The following is an 18523-nucleotide window of genomic DNA, read 5'->3' on the forward strand; positions in this document are numbered from 1 at the left end:
TCGACTAATTTTAATTTATGAATAGAAGGGGGAATATTATCATGCCGGATATGCTGGTAAAATTGTACGATCTTCCGGATCTGGCTCCCGCTCTACAAAGACAAAAGGAGCAGGGAATTGAGATTCGAAGGGCTATCGCTCCTGAAAAGCACGTTGTTGTGAACTGGGTCCGTAAAACCTTTGGAGAAGGATGGGCCAGCGAGTGCGAAGTGGCATTTTCTAATCATCCGGTCTCATGTTACATAGCGGTAAAGGAAGGTAACATCATAGGTTTTGGTTGTTATGATGCTACATATAAGGATTTTTTTGGTCCCACAGGTGTGGAGGAGTCCTGGCGAGGCAAGGGGATTGGTAAAGCTATATTGCTGGCTTGCTTGCACGCTATGGCTAATGAAGGTTACGGTTATGCCATAATAGGTGGCGCTGGACCTGTGGATTTTTATTCCAGATGTGTTGGAGCTGTGATTATAGAGGGATCAGTTCCAGGGATATATAGAGGCATGTTGAAGCTTTAAAATGTGGCTTAAAATATGGCCGTGTTCGAAAAAATCGGATACGGCCTTAACATTTTAAAAAATATGTCGATATAAATAATGGAGTATTGTAAACAGGGGGTCAACTTATGAGAAGAATTGTGGCGCTCTTATTGAGCATGTTTATTGCTATATCAGCTACAGGTATCTTACTACCTCGAACTGCCGTGGCATCGTCGGGTGATGTTTCCATGAATCCTACGGTTGTTTCATCAGCAGATGGAGGATATGTAGTTTTGACGGCCTTAAACGGCAAGTATTTTGACAGCAATACAGTTATAACGGTTACCTATGGTTCTAATAGTGTGACTATTGACAGTAAGGATATAAATATTACCCCAAATCAGATTCTTGTAAAAATTCCTCCAGCTAATGGTTATGTAGGCGATGCTTGGTTGATTATAAAGCCTGGTTCTTCAACTTCAACAGGTATTTCAGATATTCTTCAATTTAAATATGTATCTGGTTCTGTTATTTCCGTCAATCCCACTATAACAAATATATATCAAAATGTAGAGACGACCTTTGTAAGAGATACCAGTGGGCGCATAATTGGCAGTAACAAGATATTGCAGACTGTCATAGAGGGTAAAAACTTTGATTTAAAGGAAGTAAAGATAGGCTCTCTTTCTTCTGCCAAAAAGGATACTAATGGTAATCCTGAATTGCAACTTATATATGCTGATAGTGAGAAAATAGTAATCAAGACCCCTACAGATATAATGAGTGGAGATATAAAAGATATAACGGTGATAAACAACGATAATGGCCAGGATGTAAAGAGCTTTAAGTATAATGTTACACCTTATATATATTATATTGATAAAAGTAAAGCATACCCAGGTCTGAAAGTCACTATAACCGGTGATAATTTTAGAGCACAGGACATACAATGGATGGCTATATCCAATACAAAATTATCTTATGATAGTTATAGCGTGTTAAGCGGTCAAAAAATAGAATTTACAGTGCCTGTTGGAATGGATCCGGGTGTCAAGGACATCGTGATAAGCCAGGCGGGTTCTGATAATTATGGTGCGGATTTTGGTGGAACTCGTGTCACACTAAAAGGTGAATTTACAGTAGTACAGACACCTCCCAACCTTTCTATACAGAAGGTAGAACCTAATGCAGGTCCTACATCAGGAGGGACTATTACTACTATAACCGGTGCAGGATTTGTAGATTCACTGCAGGTCTATATAGGCGATGCAAATAATCTGGATCAGTATTTGAAGGATAGTTCTAATAAGCACCTGGCAAAGAAATTGCCTTTATTGTCAGGACAGGATGCCTATTCCACCATAAGGGTACAGATTCCACCGTTGCCTTCAGGTGAAAATCCGGGCCCCAAGGATGTTATTCTTTACAACCAATTGGATGGTACATTTTATGTTTTTAGTGGTGGTTTTACGTATTTGACGGTGGGTAATCAGCTTACCATAGATACCGTATATCCTATGGAGATGAGGGAGACCTCAGGAACGAGAACGATTAATGTTCAGGGTAGAAATATAAAGAATTTTAATATAGATAAATTTACAGCGGTATCGGATTCAGTATATGCTGCATATGACAATAACACTGATGAGTATATAGTAAGGGCTAAAGGTCAGTATTATGATAACCAAAATGTGAGCATTGAAAAACGAATTAAGCTCAATATAGGGAATAATCTTAAGATAACTGATATCGAAGGAGACGACAATGGCATTCAAACCATAACGGCAGAAATGCCACCTTTTACTCTTAATCCGAGGCAGGATACACCTGTTGATGTTATTCTCACGACCCATACTGTGATTATTGATGCCCAAGGGAAGACTCTCCTGGATATAACAGAACAGGTCATAAAAGCGGGCTTTACATTAAAACCTGATCTCACCACGCCTCAAATAGTGGATATTACACCTCCTGTAGGGTCTAGAGAAGGTGGGTATGCGGTCACCATTAAGGGTATTGATGTCAGAGATGGGGCAAAAGTATATTTCGGAGATATTCAAGCCCAGGTCAAGTCTATAGATGCGGTTTTTGATAGTGTGTACAAAAAGATTAGTTCGACCCTGGTAGTGATTGTACCTCCATCAAAAACTATTGGTAAAGTTCCTGTTAAAATAGTAAATACTGAAGGAGGAACGACTGATATTAATGACCCAAAGGCGATTTTTACCTATCAGACGGCGCCTAAAATCTCTTCTATAACGCCTGCCGTAGGAGAGGTTAACAAGGATATTTATGTTACAATAAAGGGCAGTGAATTTTATGTGGCACCAGATGGCAAAAGTATGCCGAAAGTAAGGGTGCATTATAAGGAGTATAATAGTGACGGCACGGTGGCTCAGGATGTTTATGGAGAATTTGAAGCTATTCAGGTTACCGATGACAAAGGGAATCCTATCGATGGCAGAAATGGGTCCTTTGGTACCCAGCTCCAGGTAAAAATAAGTTCGAGCTATATTGGATATCATGATGTAGAGGTAATCAATCCTGATTACGTGGAAGGGTCAACAGGAGCTCGCGCTGTAGCTAATAATGCTTTCGTCTTTAAAAAACCAGAAAAAGATATAGTAGTAAATTCAGTAACACCATCAAAGGGTAAAGTGGACGGAGGTACACCTATAACTGTAAATGGTGCCAATTTTGGTTTAAAAATGATGGTTACGATAGACGGTAGACCTGCTACCAATATTACTCGTGTTGATCAAACGCAGATAAAAGCCACAACACCTCCGGGAACCTCAGGGTTAAAGCCGGTACAAGTGATAGATCTGGATACGGGTTCTACTTTTACATATTACGATCCTTCTATCGGTAAAGGCTTTAAGTACGTAAGTATAGTGACAGATCCTTCTATTAGTTCTATTGCTCCGGATCACGGGACAGAGGGTACATGGGTCTACATTAAAGGTAAGGACTTTGTACAGGAGGTTAAAGACAATACGGGTAAACTGATAGCGTCAAAATCCACGGTGTATATAGGGGATATGAGAGTGCCGGATGGAGACGTTTACGTCATAGATAGCGGTCTAATAAAGTTTAAGGTACCTCAAATGCCTGAACCTATGGCTTACGATATAACGGTGGAGAATCCTGACGGCTCTGTAACCAGTTCTCCTGCTAAATTTCAATACATGACGCCCAGTCAGGATACCCTGCCAAGTATTGAAGGTATAGAACCTCCAATAGGGCCGGTAAATGGAGGCAACATCGCTATTATAAAAGGGAAGAACTTCAAAGATGGGATAGAGGTTTACTTTGGCAGTGAAAAGGCTAAGGTTGTAGCTTTTGACATGTCCAAAATAGACGCTGATGGATTTCAAAGCATAAGTGTTGTGGTACCGCCATCGAGAAATGGCGCCGGTTATGTAGATGTTATAGTAGTAAATTACGATGGTGGCAGTGATACACTGGTGGGGGGATACAGATACGCTATACCTAATAGCAGCCCTGTGGTAACTTCTGTTCAGCCTAATAAGGGTTCTACATTGGGCGGTGATGTGGTTATTATAAAGGGCAAGGATTTCAGGAGGATATCTGTGACCAGCGGCGGTTCTACTGTGCAGAAAGTTCCCGACGTGTTTTTTGGCGGTACAAAAGCTGAAAGTGTAAAGTATATTGATGAATTTACATTGGAGGTTACAACACCTGCATACCCCAATGGTCAGAGCGTTGATGTGACGGTTGTAAATCCCGCCGATGATAAAAACAGTGGCGGCGTGACCGTGTTGAAGAACGGCTATACATACACCCAGTCCAAACCTGTGATTACCGATATAATACCGCCTGCAATATCCGTAAAAGGTGGTGTTGTGTTGATAAAAGGCAGCAATTTTACCATGAGGCGTACAGGCAGTGATGGCAAGACTATAATGAGCGTTATAAGGATACACGACGGCGCTAATATTATACAGCTGCCAAAGGATATAAATGATCCTAGGGATGACAGTGTGACGGTTATTGATGCATCGACGATAGTGGTCAAAATTCCTGAACTTGAAAGTCAGGGAGATAAAATTATAGAGGTAATAAACCCTGATGGGGGTACAGCTACGGGTAAACTTAAGGCTGTTATTGCCCTGAGCAACCCATTAATATCGCGTATCAGCCCACAATCCGGTTCTATAAATGGTGGGACCAGGGTCACCATATACGGTCAAGATCTGAGAAAAACAGCAAAGGTGTATTTTGGGAATAATGAAGCCCAGGTGATACAACACGCTGATGATAATTCTTATATAGTGGTACTTACGCCTAAGGTTACTGAGGATTATGCAGGCAAGTCTGTGGGTGTATTAATAGATAACGGCGATGGGGGGAGCGCCTATAAGGCTGATGCTTTTATGTATCTTAAGACAAGTGCCAATCCTACCATTAACAGGATAGTACCCAATACAGGTTCCACCAATGGTGGAGATAGGGTAACCATTTATGGTTCAGGTTTTCAGTACGGTGTACAGGTTTACTTTGACGGTGTTTTGGCTTCCAATCCTCAGGTTATTAATGATAATACTGCTATTACGGTTATAACCCCCAGCGGCCGTGAAGGTTTGGTCGACGTGACGGTGAGAAACCCAGACGGTTCGGAGGCCACTTTAAAAGGTGGATATAAATATATCGTCACGAACCCCGAAACACCTATAGGCTTTTACGCGTATCCTCAGAGTGGCGACACGGTGAAGTTGGGATGGAGTTCATCCAAAGGGGCTTTAAAATATGAATTATACATTAAAGAAAGTTATAACGACCAATGGATTTTTGTGACTTCAGTGGATGCTTCTACTAATACATATTATGTTCACGGCCTTACGCCGAATACCTCGTATAGTTTTCAGCTGAGAGCTATAAACTCCAGCGGTATGTCCAATACTGTAACCACAGGAACCACAACTCTGAAAGCGGGCAGCGAAAGTTCATCTCCAGGAAGCAGTACGGGAGATTCAACTGCCAATTCTATTGAGGTGGACTCGGGTGTGGTAGTTGTAACGCTGGGGATAAGCGGTGCTAATGAAGTAAACCTGACAGGAGCAAAGTACAGAGGTGTCGACAGATATATTATAAATATTCCGCAAAGGTTTATAGGACAGGATAAATATTTTAACATATATTACGAAGGTGGAAAGATAGGCTTTAATACAAAGTACATTTGGGGTGCGGGAGATGTGGATTATGTGGTTTTAGAGTTAAACAGGATGGGAGGAAATATCGAGGAAAGAGCCAGTATTTCAGTGGGCAGGGCTTATAAGCTTATGAGCGATGTATATGACGTAAATACGTATGTGCAAAATGGTAATAAAAAGGTTAAAGCCGATGATATTATATTTTATTACGATCTAATGCTGAGCTATAGTGATTTAAAATACTGGAATAATATCCACATGTATTATTATGATCCTGATGCTGACAAATGGAAAGCAACCATAGATGATGTTTCGTTTTTGGGCGTAAGTAGCAGTCAGTATAAAAATGGGAGGTTTGCCCTTTTTAGTGAGGTGAAATGATGAGAAGGCTTATAGCGATTTTGTTAGTTGTTATCTTATCTACTTTGCAGGTATTGGGATTTGGAGCTCAGATTTATCAAGGTACCGAACAGGCAAAATACCTTGTAGAATTATCTCGCTTCAAGGATATAGAAAATAATTGGGCAAAAAAACCAATAAAAGTTCTTACAGCGCTTTCGATTTTTAGAGGTTATGGCGATAGATTTTATCCTGATAGAATTATTACTTATGAGGAGGCATTGATAGTAGCTCTTAGGGCAGCTGGACAGGAAGAAAATGCACAAAGATATATGCAGACTCTTAAAAGTAGGCCTGGTGGCACGACAAGCAACGGGGTACAAAATAGGCAGACGGCAGCCATAAATGCGGACCCGTGGGCATATGGATATGTGGATTATGCCATAAGTAAGGGAATACTGTCAAAAGCCGATGCCACCATTCCATGGACAAAACCTGCGCAAAGGCAGGTAGTAGCATATTGGCTAGCTAAATTAGCTGGTGTTGCTCCCATTTACGGCACAGAACAGGGTGCGATATATAATTTTAGTGATTGGCGAGATATAAATGAAGTTTACGCTCCGTACATAGAACCGCTGGTGCGCATCGGAGCCATCAAAGGTAGTATTTCTGGAAATAGCTTAAAATTCAGGCCTGAGGATTCCCTTGCGAGAAATGAGATGGCCAGTATGGTATACATTCTTTTGCCTTATTTTGCAAAAGTTCAAGGCATTGTATCAAAAGGCGGTATTATAGTAAGGACATCATCTAGATACGTGGATAATGCTCCAGTCAAGGATTATTATATAGAAAATGATGATGGATCCAGAGCTGTAATAGAGATAAAGCAAGATTTCGATGTGCCTGTCTTAAACGGCGATGACATTGACCTGACATCGTGGCTCAAAAACGGTGACAATATAACATATTATGCCAAAGGAAACAACATACTATTTATAGAGTTAAATGCCGGTAGCAATAACGCCAATCGGGTAGAAGGAGTTATCTTAGATGTTTCTCAAGACCAGCTGACATTAGAAGACTCCAGTGGAAATACAAGAATTTATACGTTGAGCAAGTACACACCTGTTGACGTCAATGGTCTTGCAGGCAGTTTATCAGATCTTAAATATGGGCAGTCTGTGAGTCTAAAATTGGTAAATGGTCGCGTCAAAAGTATTTCTGTGTATATAGATAATAACAATCCTGGTTATGTGACACCTGGAACTATAAGGGTATATGGGCAGGTCTTAGACATTATAAAAAGCGGAGATGGATATGCACTTAGAATTTATACACAGAATGGCGATATAAAAGATTATTATGTCAGCGAAAATATACCCGTTTTAATGCCTCAGAAGACTGGAAGTATACAGGATGTTTTAAGGGGCGACTTTGTGGCTCTGTACCTTGATTCCCTGAACTCCGCCACACCTTCAAAAATAGCCGTCCAGAGTAACTACGGTCAGGTAGTTGCGGTTATAAAAGGGAATATAAAAGGTTATGCCAATGGTCAGCTGGCGCTTTCTGATGTCAAAAGATACGAAAATGGCACGTGGGTAGATGAGAGCGGGTATGCCTTTTATGGCATTTCGAATGATGCCAAACTGTATGTTGACGGCAACAAAATCATTGCTGATGATATAAACAATTATAAGAGTATGAGAGCATATGCAGTATTGACAAATAATTATGGAGGCTCGAAAATAGGGTATTTAAATGTATTTAAGGGCTATGAATACACATATGAGTATACTTTGAGTTCCATTGATTATGCGGCTCAACGCATCACTGTTGGCAATAATGTTCTACCGTATAATAGCTCTACAGCGGTGGTTAACAGCGATAGGTTGATGCCGCCTGAAGGCCTTGTAAGCGGGGAGGATTTATTAGTTATAGCCTCTAAAGATGGAAATAATAGCATTGCCCGACTGGTATTGGTGGAAACGCCCCAATGGCCTCCGTATATGATATTTAAAGGGAACATTGTAGCAGATGCGATAAAAAATCAATATGGAAATATAATTGGATACAATGGGATATATGATGACAGATTTGAGCTGGTTAAAAGCTATATTCTTAAGAGCGGTCAATGGGAGAAGACAGGTGATGAGTACCTATATCTCAATAACGATACCAATATCGTCGATAATACATCTACACCCGGCAGATCAATTACTCTGAGAGACTTTACGTCCATGAGGTATAATGATTCAAACATGTCTTATCTCAGAGGCAAATTTATATATGTGGTGTCAGATGCTTTCAATAACACCATAGCTATAAACGTGGTAGGCGATGCAGGTGATTTTGCAGGTTCTGGTGATAGGATTACTACAGCCTATATAGATGCAGTCGATGCAGGTAATGGCTTGCTGAGTTTGAAAAACGCCAGGGATTACAGTCAATTTAAAAGTTCCTGGTTCATAAGCGGTGCAGATATGATAAATGTAAAAAAGGCTGTAATCGTTAAAAATGGCATGCCTGTGGGATTAAATGATATAAACCCAGGTGATGAAGCATTTATTGTAAGAGATGGCAGTATTGGATATGTGGTGATTGTAAGATGAGAAGAAATATTTTGATAGTGTTGCTGATTGCTGTGATATCTATGACTTTTAAGGTAGTATACGCTGCGGATGTAGGTTACGAAGGCGGTGTTTCAGATGGCGTACAGTATAAGGAGATGGTCTTTATAACCGGCGAGCCTGTAGAATTTCAGGGTACTTTGAAGGTTTATTCAACTCCACCTAGAAATAATACCCAGAGAATAAATTATACTTATTTGCTTACAAATGCACAGCATAAAGCTACATTAAGACGTACTGTTTCACTAAATGTGGATTATGAAAATGTGGGCGACTCACAGGTGCTGTCCAGGATCTCTATGTTAAATATGTCTGAGAGTATTACTATTGATGGCGTTAATTATATCTTAAAGGCACCTAATTATACTTTTAGCGCATCAAAGGTGACTGATGAAAGGCCTGCAGTAAACTACTTTGCATCTAACTGGATATATAAAAAGGTTTACGATATAAACCGCACGGAAGGCAGCGTCACTGTGAATATGACAGGTAAATCATCAGGGTATAGCAGTGCATGAGGGTCAGCTTACGACAGTAAGGTGGATATAAGTATACGCTATAATAGAACCCCAAATGGGGGCTCGCCAATTCAGTGGGAAGGTTCAATATCTGAAATTGCCGCCGATTCAAGTGCTAAACGTATTGTGTATACCAAAAACGATCCACAATATATAAGCTTTGACGGAAGTTACGTGATCAAAAATGAGGGCCAGACTGTGTTGCAGTATTCATATAATTTACCCGTATTGGAAAATGGCGTACCATCGTCTGCAAGAACAGAAAAAGAGGGTACTCTGGCAATGGAAATGTCCCCTACGATAACCCAGCCCCTTGCCATAGGAAATAAAAAGGATATAAAAGGGCACTGGGCAGAAGATTCTATAAAAAAGATGCTGGCGTTAGGAGTGTTTAGGGATGATTCTGACTATTTTGGGCCGGCATTGCCTATAAAAAGAGGGGATTTCGCTAAAGCTATAGCTATAGTGGCGGGAATAAATATTGATCAAAGTAACGATAATGTTCCAGCGTACTTACGTAATCGAAATAAAACGCCTGAGACTTCGCCGTTCTTTGATGTGTCTGTAAATAGCGCAGACTATAAATACATAAAGGCAGTGGTCCAGAACGGCTTGATGGAAGGTACATCTAATAGTACTTTTTCACCTGCCCAATCCCTTACAAGGGAACAGGCTATCGTCATTGCTATTAGGGCATTAGGCCTTGAGTCTCTTGCTCCAACGGCAGGTTATAACACAACTTTTGCAGATGACGATAAAATAAGTCCCTGGGCAAAGGATTCGGTTTATGTAGCATATCTCATTGGCCTTATTCAGGGTGATGAGTACAACAGGTTTAACCCTCAGCAGGCTATGACAAAAGCGGAGGTTTCGGTTTTTTTAGATCGATTTATACAATTTCTCCAAAAAGATATGATCAAAAATTATGTAGATAGGGTTTTGAATTTTTGATGGTAAATATCCCCCTGGTGTGCATATAAATAGATTGTAGGTGTGCACAAAGGGGGAATTTTAATGAGAATATTCCTTTATTTTATTCTGGGGTTATTTGCTACGGTAGTATTTTTGCCCCTGAGCATTGTGATCAGCTGGAACGCTTTGCATCCTGAAAAACCCCTGACATTTAATGAACCTCGACTTAATACATCCTACAAACTGATACAGGAGGGTAGGGCTGTAGCGGAAAAAAACGATAAAATATCTCCTGCGACAGATGGTAAAAATTATAAAGATTTAGAAATAAATGTATATGTGGTTCAAACAGGTAAACTGGAGAAAATGCCTCTAGAGCAATACGTGAGAGGAGTGGTAGCGGCGGAGATGCCGGCTAACTTTAATACCGAGGCTTTAAAAGCTCAAGCGGTGGCATCCAGGACCTATGCTGCGAGCAAAATGAAGATCTTTGGAGGCAATGGGGATGGTGAACATCCGGGTGCTGATGTGTGTACTGATTCTCACCATTGCCAGGCTTGGGCGTCAGAGGCAGAATTGAGATCGAAATGGGGGAAAGATTATAATATGTATATGGACAAAGTGAGTAAGGCGGTACAGGACACCACCGGTCAGGTGCTTGCTTATGAAGATAAGCTTATCCAGCCTGTATTTCACGCTATTAGTGGTGGAAAGACCGAAAGCGCAGAGGACGCATGGGGTAAGAATGTCCCATACCTTGTAAGTGTTGATAGCCCTTATGAAGAAGGTGCTCCTAAATATAAAACCCAGATCGTGATGACAAAAATTGAATTTGTACGCCGATTAAAGACCTTAAGACCGGATGCAAAGGTGGATGCAAGCAACCTTTCATCGCAGATTAAGGTTCTGGAATACTCCCACACAGACAGGATAAAGAAGATTAAAATAGGAGATCAAGTCTTGACGGGTGAAGAACTCAGAAACGTATATGATTTGAATTCCACCAATGTCAAATTTACGTTTACTGATAATAATGTGGTAATGGATGTGACAGGGTATGGACACGGCGTCGGGATGAGCCAGTTTGGAGCAGAGGGCATGGCAGAACACGGCAGTAGTTATGAAGATATTTTAAAACATTATTATAAAAATACAGCTATTATAAGTTTAAGTGAGTTACATAAAAATCAGTGATTAAAGTATATTCCACCAATATATGGCTATACTAATTTTGGAGGTGGAATATAATGAAAAATTTTTTACAAAAGAACGGTTTTTATGTAATTCTTTTAATGTGTATCGCCATAGTGGCTATTGCGGCCGTTGTCATGACAAATAACGATATAAATAAGCTGGTTAAAAAAGGGTTGCCGCCTAAGAGTGCATCTGAAAAGCAAACAAATCCTGATGTCAGCATGAGAGACAGCGATATTATCATTGGAGACATAAATAAGAAGCTAGAAAGCAACACAGCTCAGAACAACGTACAAAAATATTATGAAGAGAAAAAACAACAAGAAACAGCTCAAAACAGTGCTCAAAATACGATAACCAAGGCACAACAGACAGAACCCACTAAAGTTGTAGATAACACCAGGGATACGGAAAAAACTATTAAAAATGTTTCAACACCTGTGGCCAATGCAACTCCAGTATCCTCTACTATAACTGTCAGTATGATAATGCCTGTAGATGGCCAGATATCTACGGATTATGCAATGAGCAATCTTATTTACTCAAAAACTCTTGATGAATGGCGTACCCATAATGGCATAGATATTGCCGCAAAAGCCGATATGCCTGTTAAGGCAGCGATGGCGGGCATAGTAGAAAAGGTTTATAAGGATTTAAAGATGGGATACACAGTAATAATTAAACATAATGGTGGTTATGAGACCAGATACTCGTCTTTAGGAGAAGATATAAAAGTAAAAGAAGGCCAGACAGTAAAACAAGGTGATATAATTGGAATTGTGAGTCAATCAGCCAGTTTTGAGATAGCTGAGGGACCCCATGTACATTTTGAAGTAATAAAAGATGGCAAGAACGTCAATCCCCATGACTATATAAAACAGTGATTTGTTCTACCCTTTATCCGCTTTGCATATATTAGTAACAGAGTCGGGTAAAGGGGGCTTTTTTTTATGAAAGGCGACATTGATGAGAGAGTTATTGAAATAGCCAGATATGTGATTTCGTCTAAAGCAACTGTCAGAAAAACCGCCATCGTATTTGGCGTGAGCAAGAGCACTGTACACAAGGATATGACCGAGAGGCTTCCCAAGATAAATCCCGAACTTTATAATGGTGTGAAGGACGTCTTAGAGAAAAACAAAGCAGAAAGGCACATAAGGGGCGGCAAGGCTACCAAATTGAAGTACAAAAATTTAAAGCATTTAGCGACGGAACAGAAGGATTTTTCGGAATTATATAGAATTAAATAAAAGGGTAAGTATAAGTGAAAGGGCGAATGATGAAATGTTCGGGTTTGGCATGGATATCGGAATTGACTTGGGTACGGCTTCTGTTTTAGTTTATGTAAAGGGTAAAGGCATTGTCTTGATGGAGCCATCTGTAGTAGCCGTGGAGGCTAAAACGGGGAAAATAGTGGCGATAGGATCAGAAGCCAGGAGGATGATAGGCAGAACTCCTGGCAACATAGTAGCTGTAAGACCTCTCAGGCAGGGTGTTATTTCAAATTTTGATGTTACGCGTAAGATGTTGAGGCATTTTATAAATAAAGCATGCGGGGAGAGGTCTTTTTTTAGACCGAGAGTTATGATCAGCGTTCCCAGCAGCATAACGGAAGTAGAGAAGCGTGCAGTTATCGATGCGGCATACCAGGCTGGAGCAAAAAAGGCGTTTTTGATCGAAGAACCTATTGCGGCGGCTATAGGAGCGGGGCTTGATATATCAAAACCGAGTGGTTCGATGGTAGTGGATATAGGCGGTGGGACTACAGATATAGCGGTTATCTCTTTGGGTGGTGCTGTAGTTAGTACTTCCATAAAGGTAGCGGGAGATGACTTTGACGAGGTAATAACGAGGTACATAAGAAAAAAATATCACCTTATGATAGGGGAGAGGACTGCAGAAGAACTAAAGATAAATGCCGGTGCAGCATATCCTCAAAATCCTCCGCTTAAGATGAGCGTGCGGGGCAGAAGCCTTGTTACAGGGTTACCCATGATTGTTGAGATAAATTCCGATGAGCTGCTGGAGGCGTTAAGCGAGCCTTTAAACGTTTTGATAGATGCTGTACATGGAGTGCTTGAAAAGACGCCTCCAGAGCTAGTAGGGGATATAGGCGATAAAGGTATTGTGATGACGGGCGGTGGTTCACTGCTGAGGGATTTAAATAAATTATTGCAGGACAGGCTCAATGTGCCCGTGTATTTAGCTGATGATCCTGTTTCATGTGTAGCTCGGGGAACGGGCAAGGCGCTGGATTATATAGGTATTTTGGATACCAGTAGCATATATTCTGATGATAAAATCGTTTTTAGTGAAAGGTGATACGATGATAAGGGGTTTGTATATAGCGGCAACCGGAATGGTGGATCAGATGGCAAGATTAGATACTATTTCAAATAATTTGGCCAATGTCAATACGACGGGTTTTAAAAAGGATTACAATGTCAGTAAATCTTTTTCTGATATCATGTTAATGGCCCAAAATTACGCAGATCCCTCGCAAAACACACGAAATATAGGGATTATAAATTACGGCGTGTGGTCTGGAGGCGTATATACGGATTTATCGCAGGGTGGGCTTCAAAAAACGGACAACCCTTTAGACCTGGCTATTGATGGGAATGGTTTTTTTGTAGTACAGAATGGCAACAAAATCATGTATACGAGGGATGGACATTTTAAAAGGGACCAAAATGGTCTTTTAGTTACAGCTGAAGGTTTGCCTGTGTTAGGCGTAAATGGCAACATAATATTGCCGCCAGGGGATATCAATATTGACGTGAGCGGTGCTATATATGTAAACGGCAAATATGTAGATAGGCTCAGGATTGTAGACATCAACCAGAACGGTGCTAATACCATAACAAAAATTGGGGACGATTTAATAACAGGTCCTTTGGGTAATAGACCCCTGGGTATGATCCGTCAAGGGTATGTTGAATTATCAAATGTTAACCCCATTGTTGAAATGGTAGATATGATAGATGTGACCAGGGCTTATGAAGCCAATCAGAAGGTTATTACAGCCATGGATGATACTTTGAATAAGGCAGTAAACGATGTAGGAAAAATTTGATGAGGAGGTATATGAAAAATGATAAGAGCACTTTGGACAGCTGCTACAGGCATGAATGCTCAACAGTTAAATGTCGACGTAATTTCAAATAATCTGGCTAATGCCAATACCACGGGATATAAAGCTGCAAGGGCGGAATTCAAGGACCTGCTTTACGATACTATACAGGGTCCAGATAATCAACAATACGTGGGTTCACCTGTAAATATACAGGTAGGAGTGGGAGTAAGGCCATCGGCTACTTCCAGAGATTTTAGCGAGGGCAATTTGCAGCAGACAAACAATCCTTTTGACATAGCTATTGATGGGAAGGGTTTCTTTGTGGTCCAGGGATTAAATGGCCCTCTTTATACCAGAGATGGTAGTTTTAAGTTGAGCGTCAATGGTAACCAGGCAATGCTGGTTACATCAGAAGGATATCCCGTATTGGATGACACTGGTAACCCTATAACTTTTGATAGTACCCAAAAAGACATTACTATATCCAGCACGGGTGAAATCAGTGCCAAGGACGACATGGGTAATATACAGGATCTTGGGATAAGACTTGGCATTGTTAATTTTGTGAATCCCGATGGTCTTATGGCTCAAGGAGATAATCTATTTCAGGAAACAGTAGCGTCGGGTCAGCCTATACCTGATGATCCAACAAATCCGCAGAATAAGGTATTGCATGGTTTTTTAGAGACATCCAATATAAAAGTTGTTCAGGAAATGGTAAATCTTATAACAGCTCAGAGGGCTTATGAGATAAATTCAAAATCTATACAGGCTGCTGATGAGATGCTGAACACCGCTAATAATTTGAGGAGGTAGTAGCAGTTAATGAGCATTATCGATCCTGTGAATTTATCGAATAATTTATTACAAATAACCGTCAATAGTGGAAATATTGATAAAGTTACACGAAACTTTCAACAGGTGCTTGACAATGCAGTAAAATCAAAGGATAATGAAAAATTGAAACAGCTGTGCCAGGACTTTGAGGCCATTATGGTTAGTATGGTTATAAAATCCATGAGACAGGCAATTCCTAAGGATGGTCTTATACCTGATTCATTTGAACAGGATGTTTTTCAATCCATGCTTGACGATGAATATGCCAGGCTAATGGTTCAGAAACAAAACTTCGGCATTGCCCAGCAGTTGTATAACCAGCTTACTTCTAAAACGTGATTCTGGTGTAAATCAATAATCACAACAAATTGGGGCTTATAAGGAGTTGATATCATGCTGGATTTAAAAGATATACAAAAGATTATTCCGCATAGATACCCTTTTTTGTTAGTTGACAGGGTGGTGGAAATCGGTGATAATAAAATAATAGGTATAAAAAACGTAAGTGGCAATGAGCCATATTTCCAGGGACATTTTCCTGGGAAGCCTATTATGCCAGGTGTACTTATAGCTGAGGCGCTGGCGCAGCTAGGGGCTGTATATGTTAAGCAGCAAGATGAATTTAAAGACAAGCTTATGGTTTTGGCGGGCCTTGACAAGTTTAGATTTAAGCGTCAGGTTATTCCAGGAGATACGTTGAAATTACAGGTGGAATTTTTAAATATTAAAAAGAATATCGGAAAAGGACACGGTATAGCTACTGTTGATGATATAATAGTATGTGAGGGGGAAATACTTTTTGCAGCAGTAGAAGAATAAAGAATAAACGAGGGGTAATATATGGGCAAAAAAAAGAGAGCAATGGCAAAAGAACAATTAAACAACGATAAGTTCAAAGGAGATAAGGCCTATTATAAACGCGGCATAGCAGAAAAGGATAATAAAGTAATTTATTATATAATATTTACATTTTACCTGGTCTCACTTATATATCCTCCTTTTTTTAGGGGTATGTATTTTGATGATGAGTTTCTTGTAGCGCATATTTTAACGTCGATTTTATCAATAACCTGGTTTGTGCATAAGATGATGTCAGGTGAAAAGAGGTTGTTAAAAGACCCCATAGACTACGGGGGAGCGACATTGTTGGCTGCTTATGTGCTTTCATCGTTTTTTGCTGTTAATCCACGAGCCGCATGGGGTGAAGTATTAAAGTATATCAATTACTTCTTCATCCTTTTAATGGCCAGTAAACTCCCCAAAAACATCAGAGAGATTAAGGCGTCTATTTATGCCCTGGGTTTCAGTGTCTTTGGCGTAGCATTTGTGGGAATTGGTGCGGCGGCAGGTACCATTAATTATAATGGTGCGTGGGTAGGTGGCAGGATAAATTCGACCCTCCAGTATCCCAATACAACAGCGGCATTACTGATGGCAGGCTATGTACTGATACTTTCTCTTATGGATACAGCAGAAAACAAATGGCTAAAAGCTCTGCTAAACGGGGTTAATTTTACTGTGCTATTAGCTTTTGTATTCACGTATTCCAGAGGCGCATGGATTATTATACCATTTATTCTGGCAATTTATATTGTTTTTATTCCTAAAGGAACGCGAAGCGAAACGGTTGTGGATATTATAAGCGCGCTCATACCTCTGGGAATAGTAATGAAAGGCTTTAACAATGCGATAACCAGCAATGCTGGTGGTGCAGCCTGGAAATGGTATTTTATCGGACTCATAATCTCTATTTTAATAGGAATAGTGCTGAACGGAGCTATAAACTTTGTGAAGAAAAATATAAGAGCGGTGTCGTATGCCAGCGCTTTTGTGGCAATACTGGTAGTGGTTGCGGTCATCTATATTATGACGGCCCAGACCGAATTGGTGATGAGTCATGATTCAAATCAGCCGGATAGTGACATATCTGTAATCAGATTTGTGGACGTAAAACCTGATACCGATTATATCCTTTCTTTTGATATCAGGACAAAAGAAAGTACAAATAAGCCGTGGGATTACGGCGTCATCATACAGAGCAGGGATTATCTAGATACGCCTACGAACATCACTGAGAAGTACGGAAAGGCTACTGCTTCCAGGGATAATGTGATAGTAAATTTTAAAACCTTAAAGAATTCCAAAAGGGTTGCCATTATATTTATGAATAAATTTGCAGGCACTACTGCGATTATCGACAATGCCTTTGTGCAGCAAAGGGGAAGCAGTGAAAAATCCTATTTGAAGCTCAAATATAAATATATACCTGAATCCATTGCCAGTAGAATCGCTGATATAAGTTTTACCACAAAAAATTCTACAGAGCGCATGATATTTTACAAAGATGCTTTTAAGATTTACAAGGATTACATTCTTTTGGGAGCAGGCGGAGGTGCGTGGGCGTCATTATACTTTATGTACCAATCTTACCTCTATTGGACAACTCAGACCCATGATTACTTTATGCAGGTGATGGTTGAGACAGGGACATTGGGTTTGCTGGCGTTATTCTTTTTAATCGGAGGATTTTTGTATGGCGCTGTCAGGGGGCTTAAAATAGAGGATAAAAAGAACAAGGCATTGTTTGTAGGGGTAGTATCGTCTGCCATTGCATTATGGTGGCATTCCGCGCTAGATTTTGATTTGTCATTGGGTGCTGTGGCCCTGTTCTTATGGACTTTGATGGGGCTTATGTACGCATTTTTAAGGTTAAACGGCATAGATACGACTTTAAATATCAAAACTGATATCGGTTATAAGGGAGCTATTGTTCTAGCTATTGCAGCACTGATATTTTCCACGTCGCTCAAAATGGGACAAGTATACAGTAAAGGTGCATTGACCCAGCTGAAAGCCAGTAACTATGCAGGTGCGGTTCAATTATACCGCAAGGCAGTGGCTTTTGACCCTTTGAATGCTGGATATAGGTTAAATTACGGCAAGGCTTTGGAGGCCCTGGGTCAGCAGAGTGGTAACAATATATACGTAGCTATGTCACAGCAGATGTTTGAAAAAGCTGTAGGCCTGGAACCATATAATTCTCAATATAATGCTGAACTGGCTGCCTTTTATCTGCGCCATGGCGCCATTGATAAGGGCCTTAAGTACATAGATAAGTCCGTGGCGGTACAACCTCTGAGGCCGCAAAATTACCAGCAAAAGGCCGATGCGTATTTTAAGGTGGGGCAGTATTACATGACTAATGGTGATAAAGCCGCTGCTCAGAAGTATTTTAATGTGGTTTTAAAAATACCCGATGATATAAAAAGGGTCAACCGCAAGATTCTCAAACCTATTGAGATGACTCCAGACACTCAGAGGATCATTGATGAGGCGAAAAAATCTCTGGAGATTGTAAAGGCGTGATTGT

14 protein-coding genes are annotated in these 18523 nt (G+C 40.4%); all 14 read left to right on the forward strand.

The annotated features are described in order from the left end of the window. The first annotated feature begins 41 nt into the window (after positions 1 to 41). Positions 42 to 515, forward strand: coding sequence for a GNAT family N-acetyltransferase (locus BUB87_RS02390; RefSeq protein ID WP_073341509.1), 474 nt, complete (start codon positions 42 to 44; stop codon positions 513 to 515). A 107-nt stretch (positions 516 to 622) separates the two neighbouring features. Beyond that, positions 623 to 6031, forward strand: a complete 5409-nt coding sequence (locus BUB87_RS02395) for an IPT/TIG domain-containing protein (protein ID WP_073341510.1) — start codon at positions 623 to 625, stop codon at positions 6029 to 6031. Then, entirely contained in the window at positions 6031 to 8598 is a 2568-nt protein-coding gene (locus tag BUB87_RS02400; protein WP_159432350.1) for an S-layer homology domain-containing protein, read from the forward strand. Before BUB87_RS02395 ends, BUB87_RS02400 begins: the two co-directional genes overlap by 1 nt. Continuing rightward, on the forward strand, positions 8595 to 9134 hold the full coding sequence (locus BUB87_RS02405; protein WP_073341512.1) for a hypothetical protein: 540 nt from the start codon (positions 8595 to 8597) through the stop codon (positions 9132 to 9134). Before BUB87_RS02400 ends, BUB87_RS02405 begins: the two co-directional genes overlap by 4 nt. Before the next feature lie 21 nt (positions 9135 to 9155). Beyond that, a complete protein-coding gene (locus tag BUB87_RS02410) occupies positions 9156 to 10085 on the forward strand; it encodes an S-layer homology domain-containing protein (RefSeq protein ID WP_073341513.1) in 930 nt (309 codons plus the stop codon). Between the two features lie 63 nt (positions 10086 to 10148). After that, positions 10149 to 11240, forward strand: a complete 1092-nt coding sequence (gene spoIID / locus BUB87_RS02415; protein ID WP_073341514.1) for a stage II sporulation protein D — start codon at positions 10149 to 10151, stop codon at positions 11238 to 11240. Between the two features lie 53 nt (positions 11241 to 11293). Next, complete coding sequence (locus tag BUB87_RS02420) at positions 11294 to 12124, forward strand: M23 family metallopeptidase (RefSeq protein ID WP_073341515.1); 831 nt, start codon at positions 11294 to 11296, stop codon at positions 12122 to 12124. 66 nt (positions 12125 to 12190) lie between these two features. Next, on the forward strand, positions 12191 to 12490 hold the full coding sequence (gene spoIIID / locus BUB87_RS02425; protein ID WP_073341516.1) for a sporulation transcriptional regulator SpoIIID: 300 nt from the start codon (positions 12191 to 12193) through the stop codon (positions 12488 to 12490). A gap of 34 nt (positions 12491 to 12524) precedes the next feature. Next, positions 12525 to 13562: a rod shape-determining protein gene (gene mreB / locus BUB87_RS02430; RefSeq protein ID WP_073341517.1), complete on the forward strand. Its 1038-nt coding sequence runs from the start codon at positions 12525 to 12527 to the stop codon at positions 13560 to 13562. 4 nt (positions 13563 to 13566) lie between these two features. Beyond that, on the forward strand, positions 13567 to 14316 hold the full coding sequence (gene flgF / locus BUB87_RS02435; RefSeq protein WP_073341518.1) for a flagellar basal-body rod protein FlgF: 750 nt from the start codon (positions 13567 to 13569) through the stop codon (positions 14314 to 14316). Between the two features lie 18 nt (positions 14317 to 14334). Beyond that, positions 14335 to 15132: a flagellar basal-body rod protein FlgG gene (gene flgG / locus BUB87_RS02440; protein WP_073341519.1), complete on the forward strand. Its 798-nt coding sequence runs from the start codon at positions 14335 to 14337 to the stop codon at positions 15130 to 15132. Between the two features lie 9 nt (positions 15133 to 15141). After that, entirely contained in the window at positions 15142 to 15492 is a 351-nt protein-coding gene (locus BUB87_RS02445) for a rod-binding protein (protein WP_073341520.1), read from the forward strand. Between the two features lie 57 nt (positions 15493 to 15549). Next, complete coding sequence (gene fabZ, locus BUB87_RS02450; protein WP_327021777.1) at positions 15550 to 15972, forward strand: 3-hydroxyacyl-ACP dehydratase FabZ; 423 nt, start codon at positions 15550 to 15552, stop codon at positions 15970 to 15972. A gap of 21 nt (positions 15973 to 15993) precedes the next feature. Further along, positions 15994 to 18519 (forward strand): O-antigen ligase family protein, encoded by a 2526-nt coding sequence (locus BUB87_RS02455; protein ID WP_084110793.1) that lies wholly within the window; start codon positions 15994 to 15996, stop codon positions 18517 to 18519. The last annotated feature ends 4 nt before the right edge of the window (positions 18520 to 18523 follow it).

Origin of the sequence: Caldanaerobius fijiensis DSM 17918, from assembly GCF_900129075.1 — a bacterium.
In the GTDB taxonomy this organism is placed as follows: Bacteria; Bacillota; Thermoanaerobacteria; order Thermoanaerobacterales; family Caldanaerobiaceae; genus Caldanaerobius; species Caldanaerobius fijiensis.

Bases quoted from the DNA above. Each gene is read 5' to 3' on its own strand.
- BUB87_RS02445 (WP_073341520.1), top strand. From the start codon at position 15,142: ATGAGCATTATCGATCCTGTGAATTTATCGAATAATTTATTACAAATA.
- BUB87_RS02420 (WP_073341515.1), top strand. From the start codon at position 11,294: ATGAAAAATTTTTTACAAAAGAACGGTTTTTATGTAATTCTTTTAATG.
- flgG (WP_073341519.1), top strand. From the start codon at position 14,335: ATGATAAGAGCACTTTGGACAGCTGCTACAGGCATGAATGCTCAACAG.
- BUB87_RS02405 (WP_073341512.1), top strand. From the start codon at position 8,595: ATGAGAAGAAATATTTTGATAGTGTTGCTGATTGCTGTGATATCTATG.
- BUB87_RS02400 (WP_159432350.1), top strand. From the start codon at position 6,031: ATGAGAAGGCTTATAGCGATTTTGTTAGTTGTTATCTTATCTACTTTG.
- mreB (WP_073341517.1), top strand. From the start codon at position 12,525: ATGTTCGGGTTTGGCATGGATATCGGAATTGACTTGGGTACGGCTTCT.
- BUB87_RS02395 (WP_073341510.1), top strand. From the start codon at position 623: ATGAGAAGAATTGTGGCGCTCTTATTGAGCATGTTTATTGCTATATCA.
- spoIIID (WP_073341516.1), top strand. From the start codon at position 12,191: ATGAAAGGCGACATTGATGAGAGAGTTATTGAAATAGCCAGATATGTG.
- BUB87_RS02455 (WP_084110793.1), top strand. From the start codon at position 15,994: ATGGGCAAAAAAAAGAGAGCAATGGCAAAAGAACAATTAAACAACGAT.
- flgF (WP_073341518.1), top strand. From the start codon at position 13,567: ATGATAAGGGGTTTGTATATAGCGGCAACCGGAATGGTGGATCAGATG.
- spoIID (WP_073341514.1), top strand. From the start codon at position 10,149: ATGAGAATATTCCTTTATTTTATTCTGGGGTTATTTGCTACGGTAGTA.
- BUB87_RS02390 (WP_073341509.1), top strand. From the start codon at position 42: ATGCCGGATATGCTGGTAAAATTGTACGATCTTCCGGATCTGGCTCCC.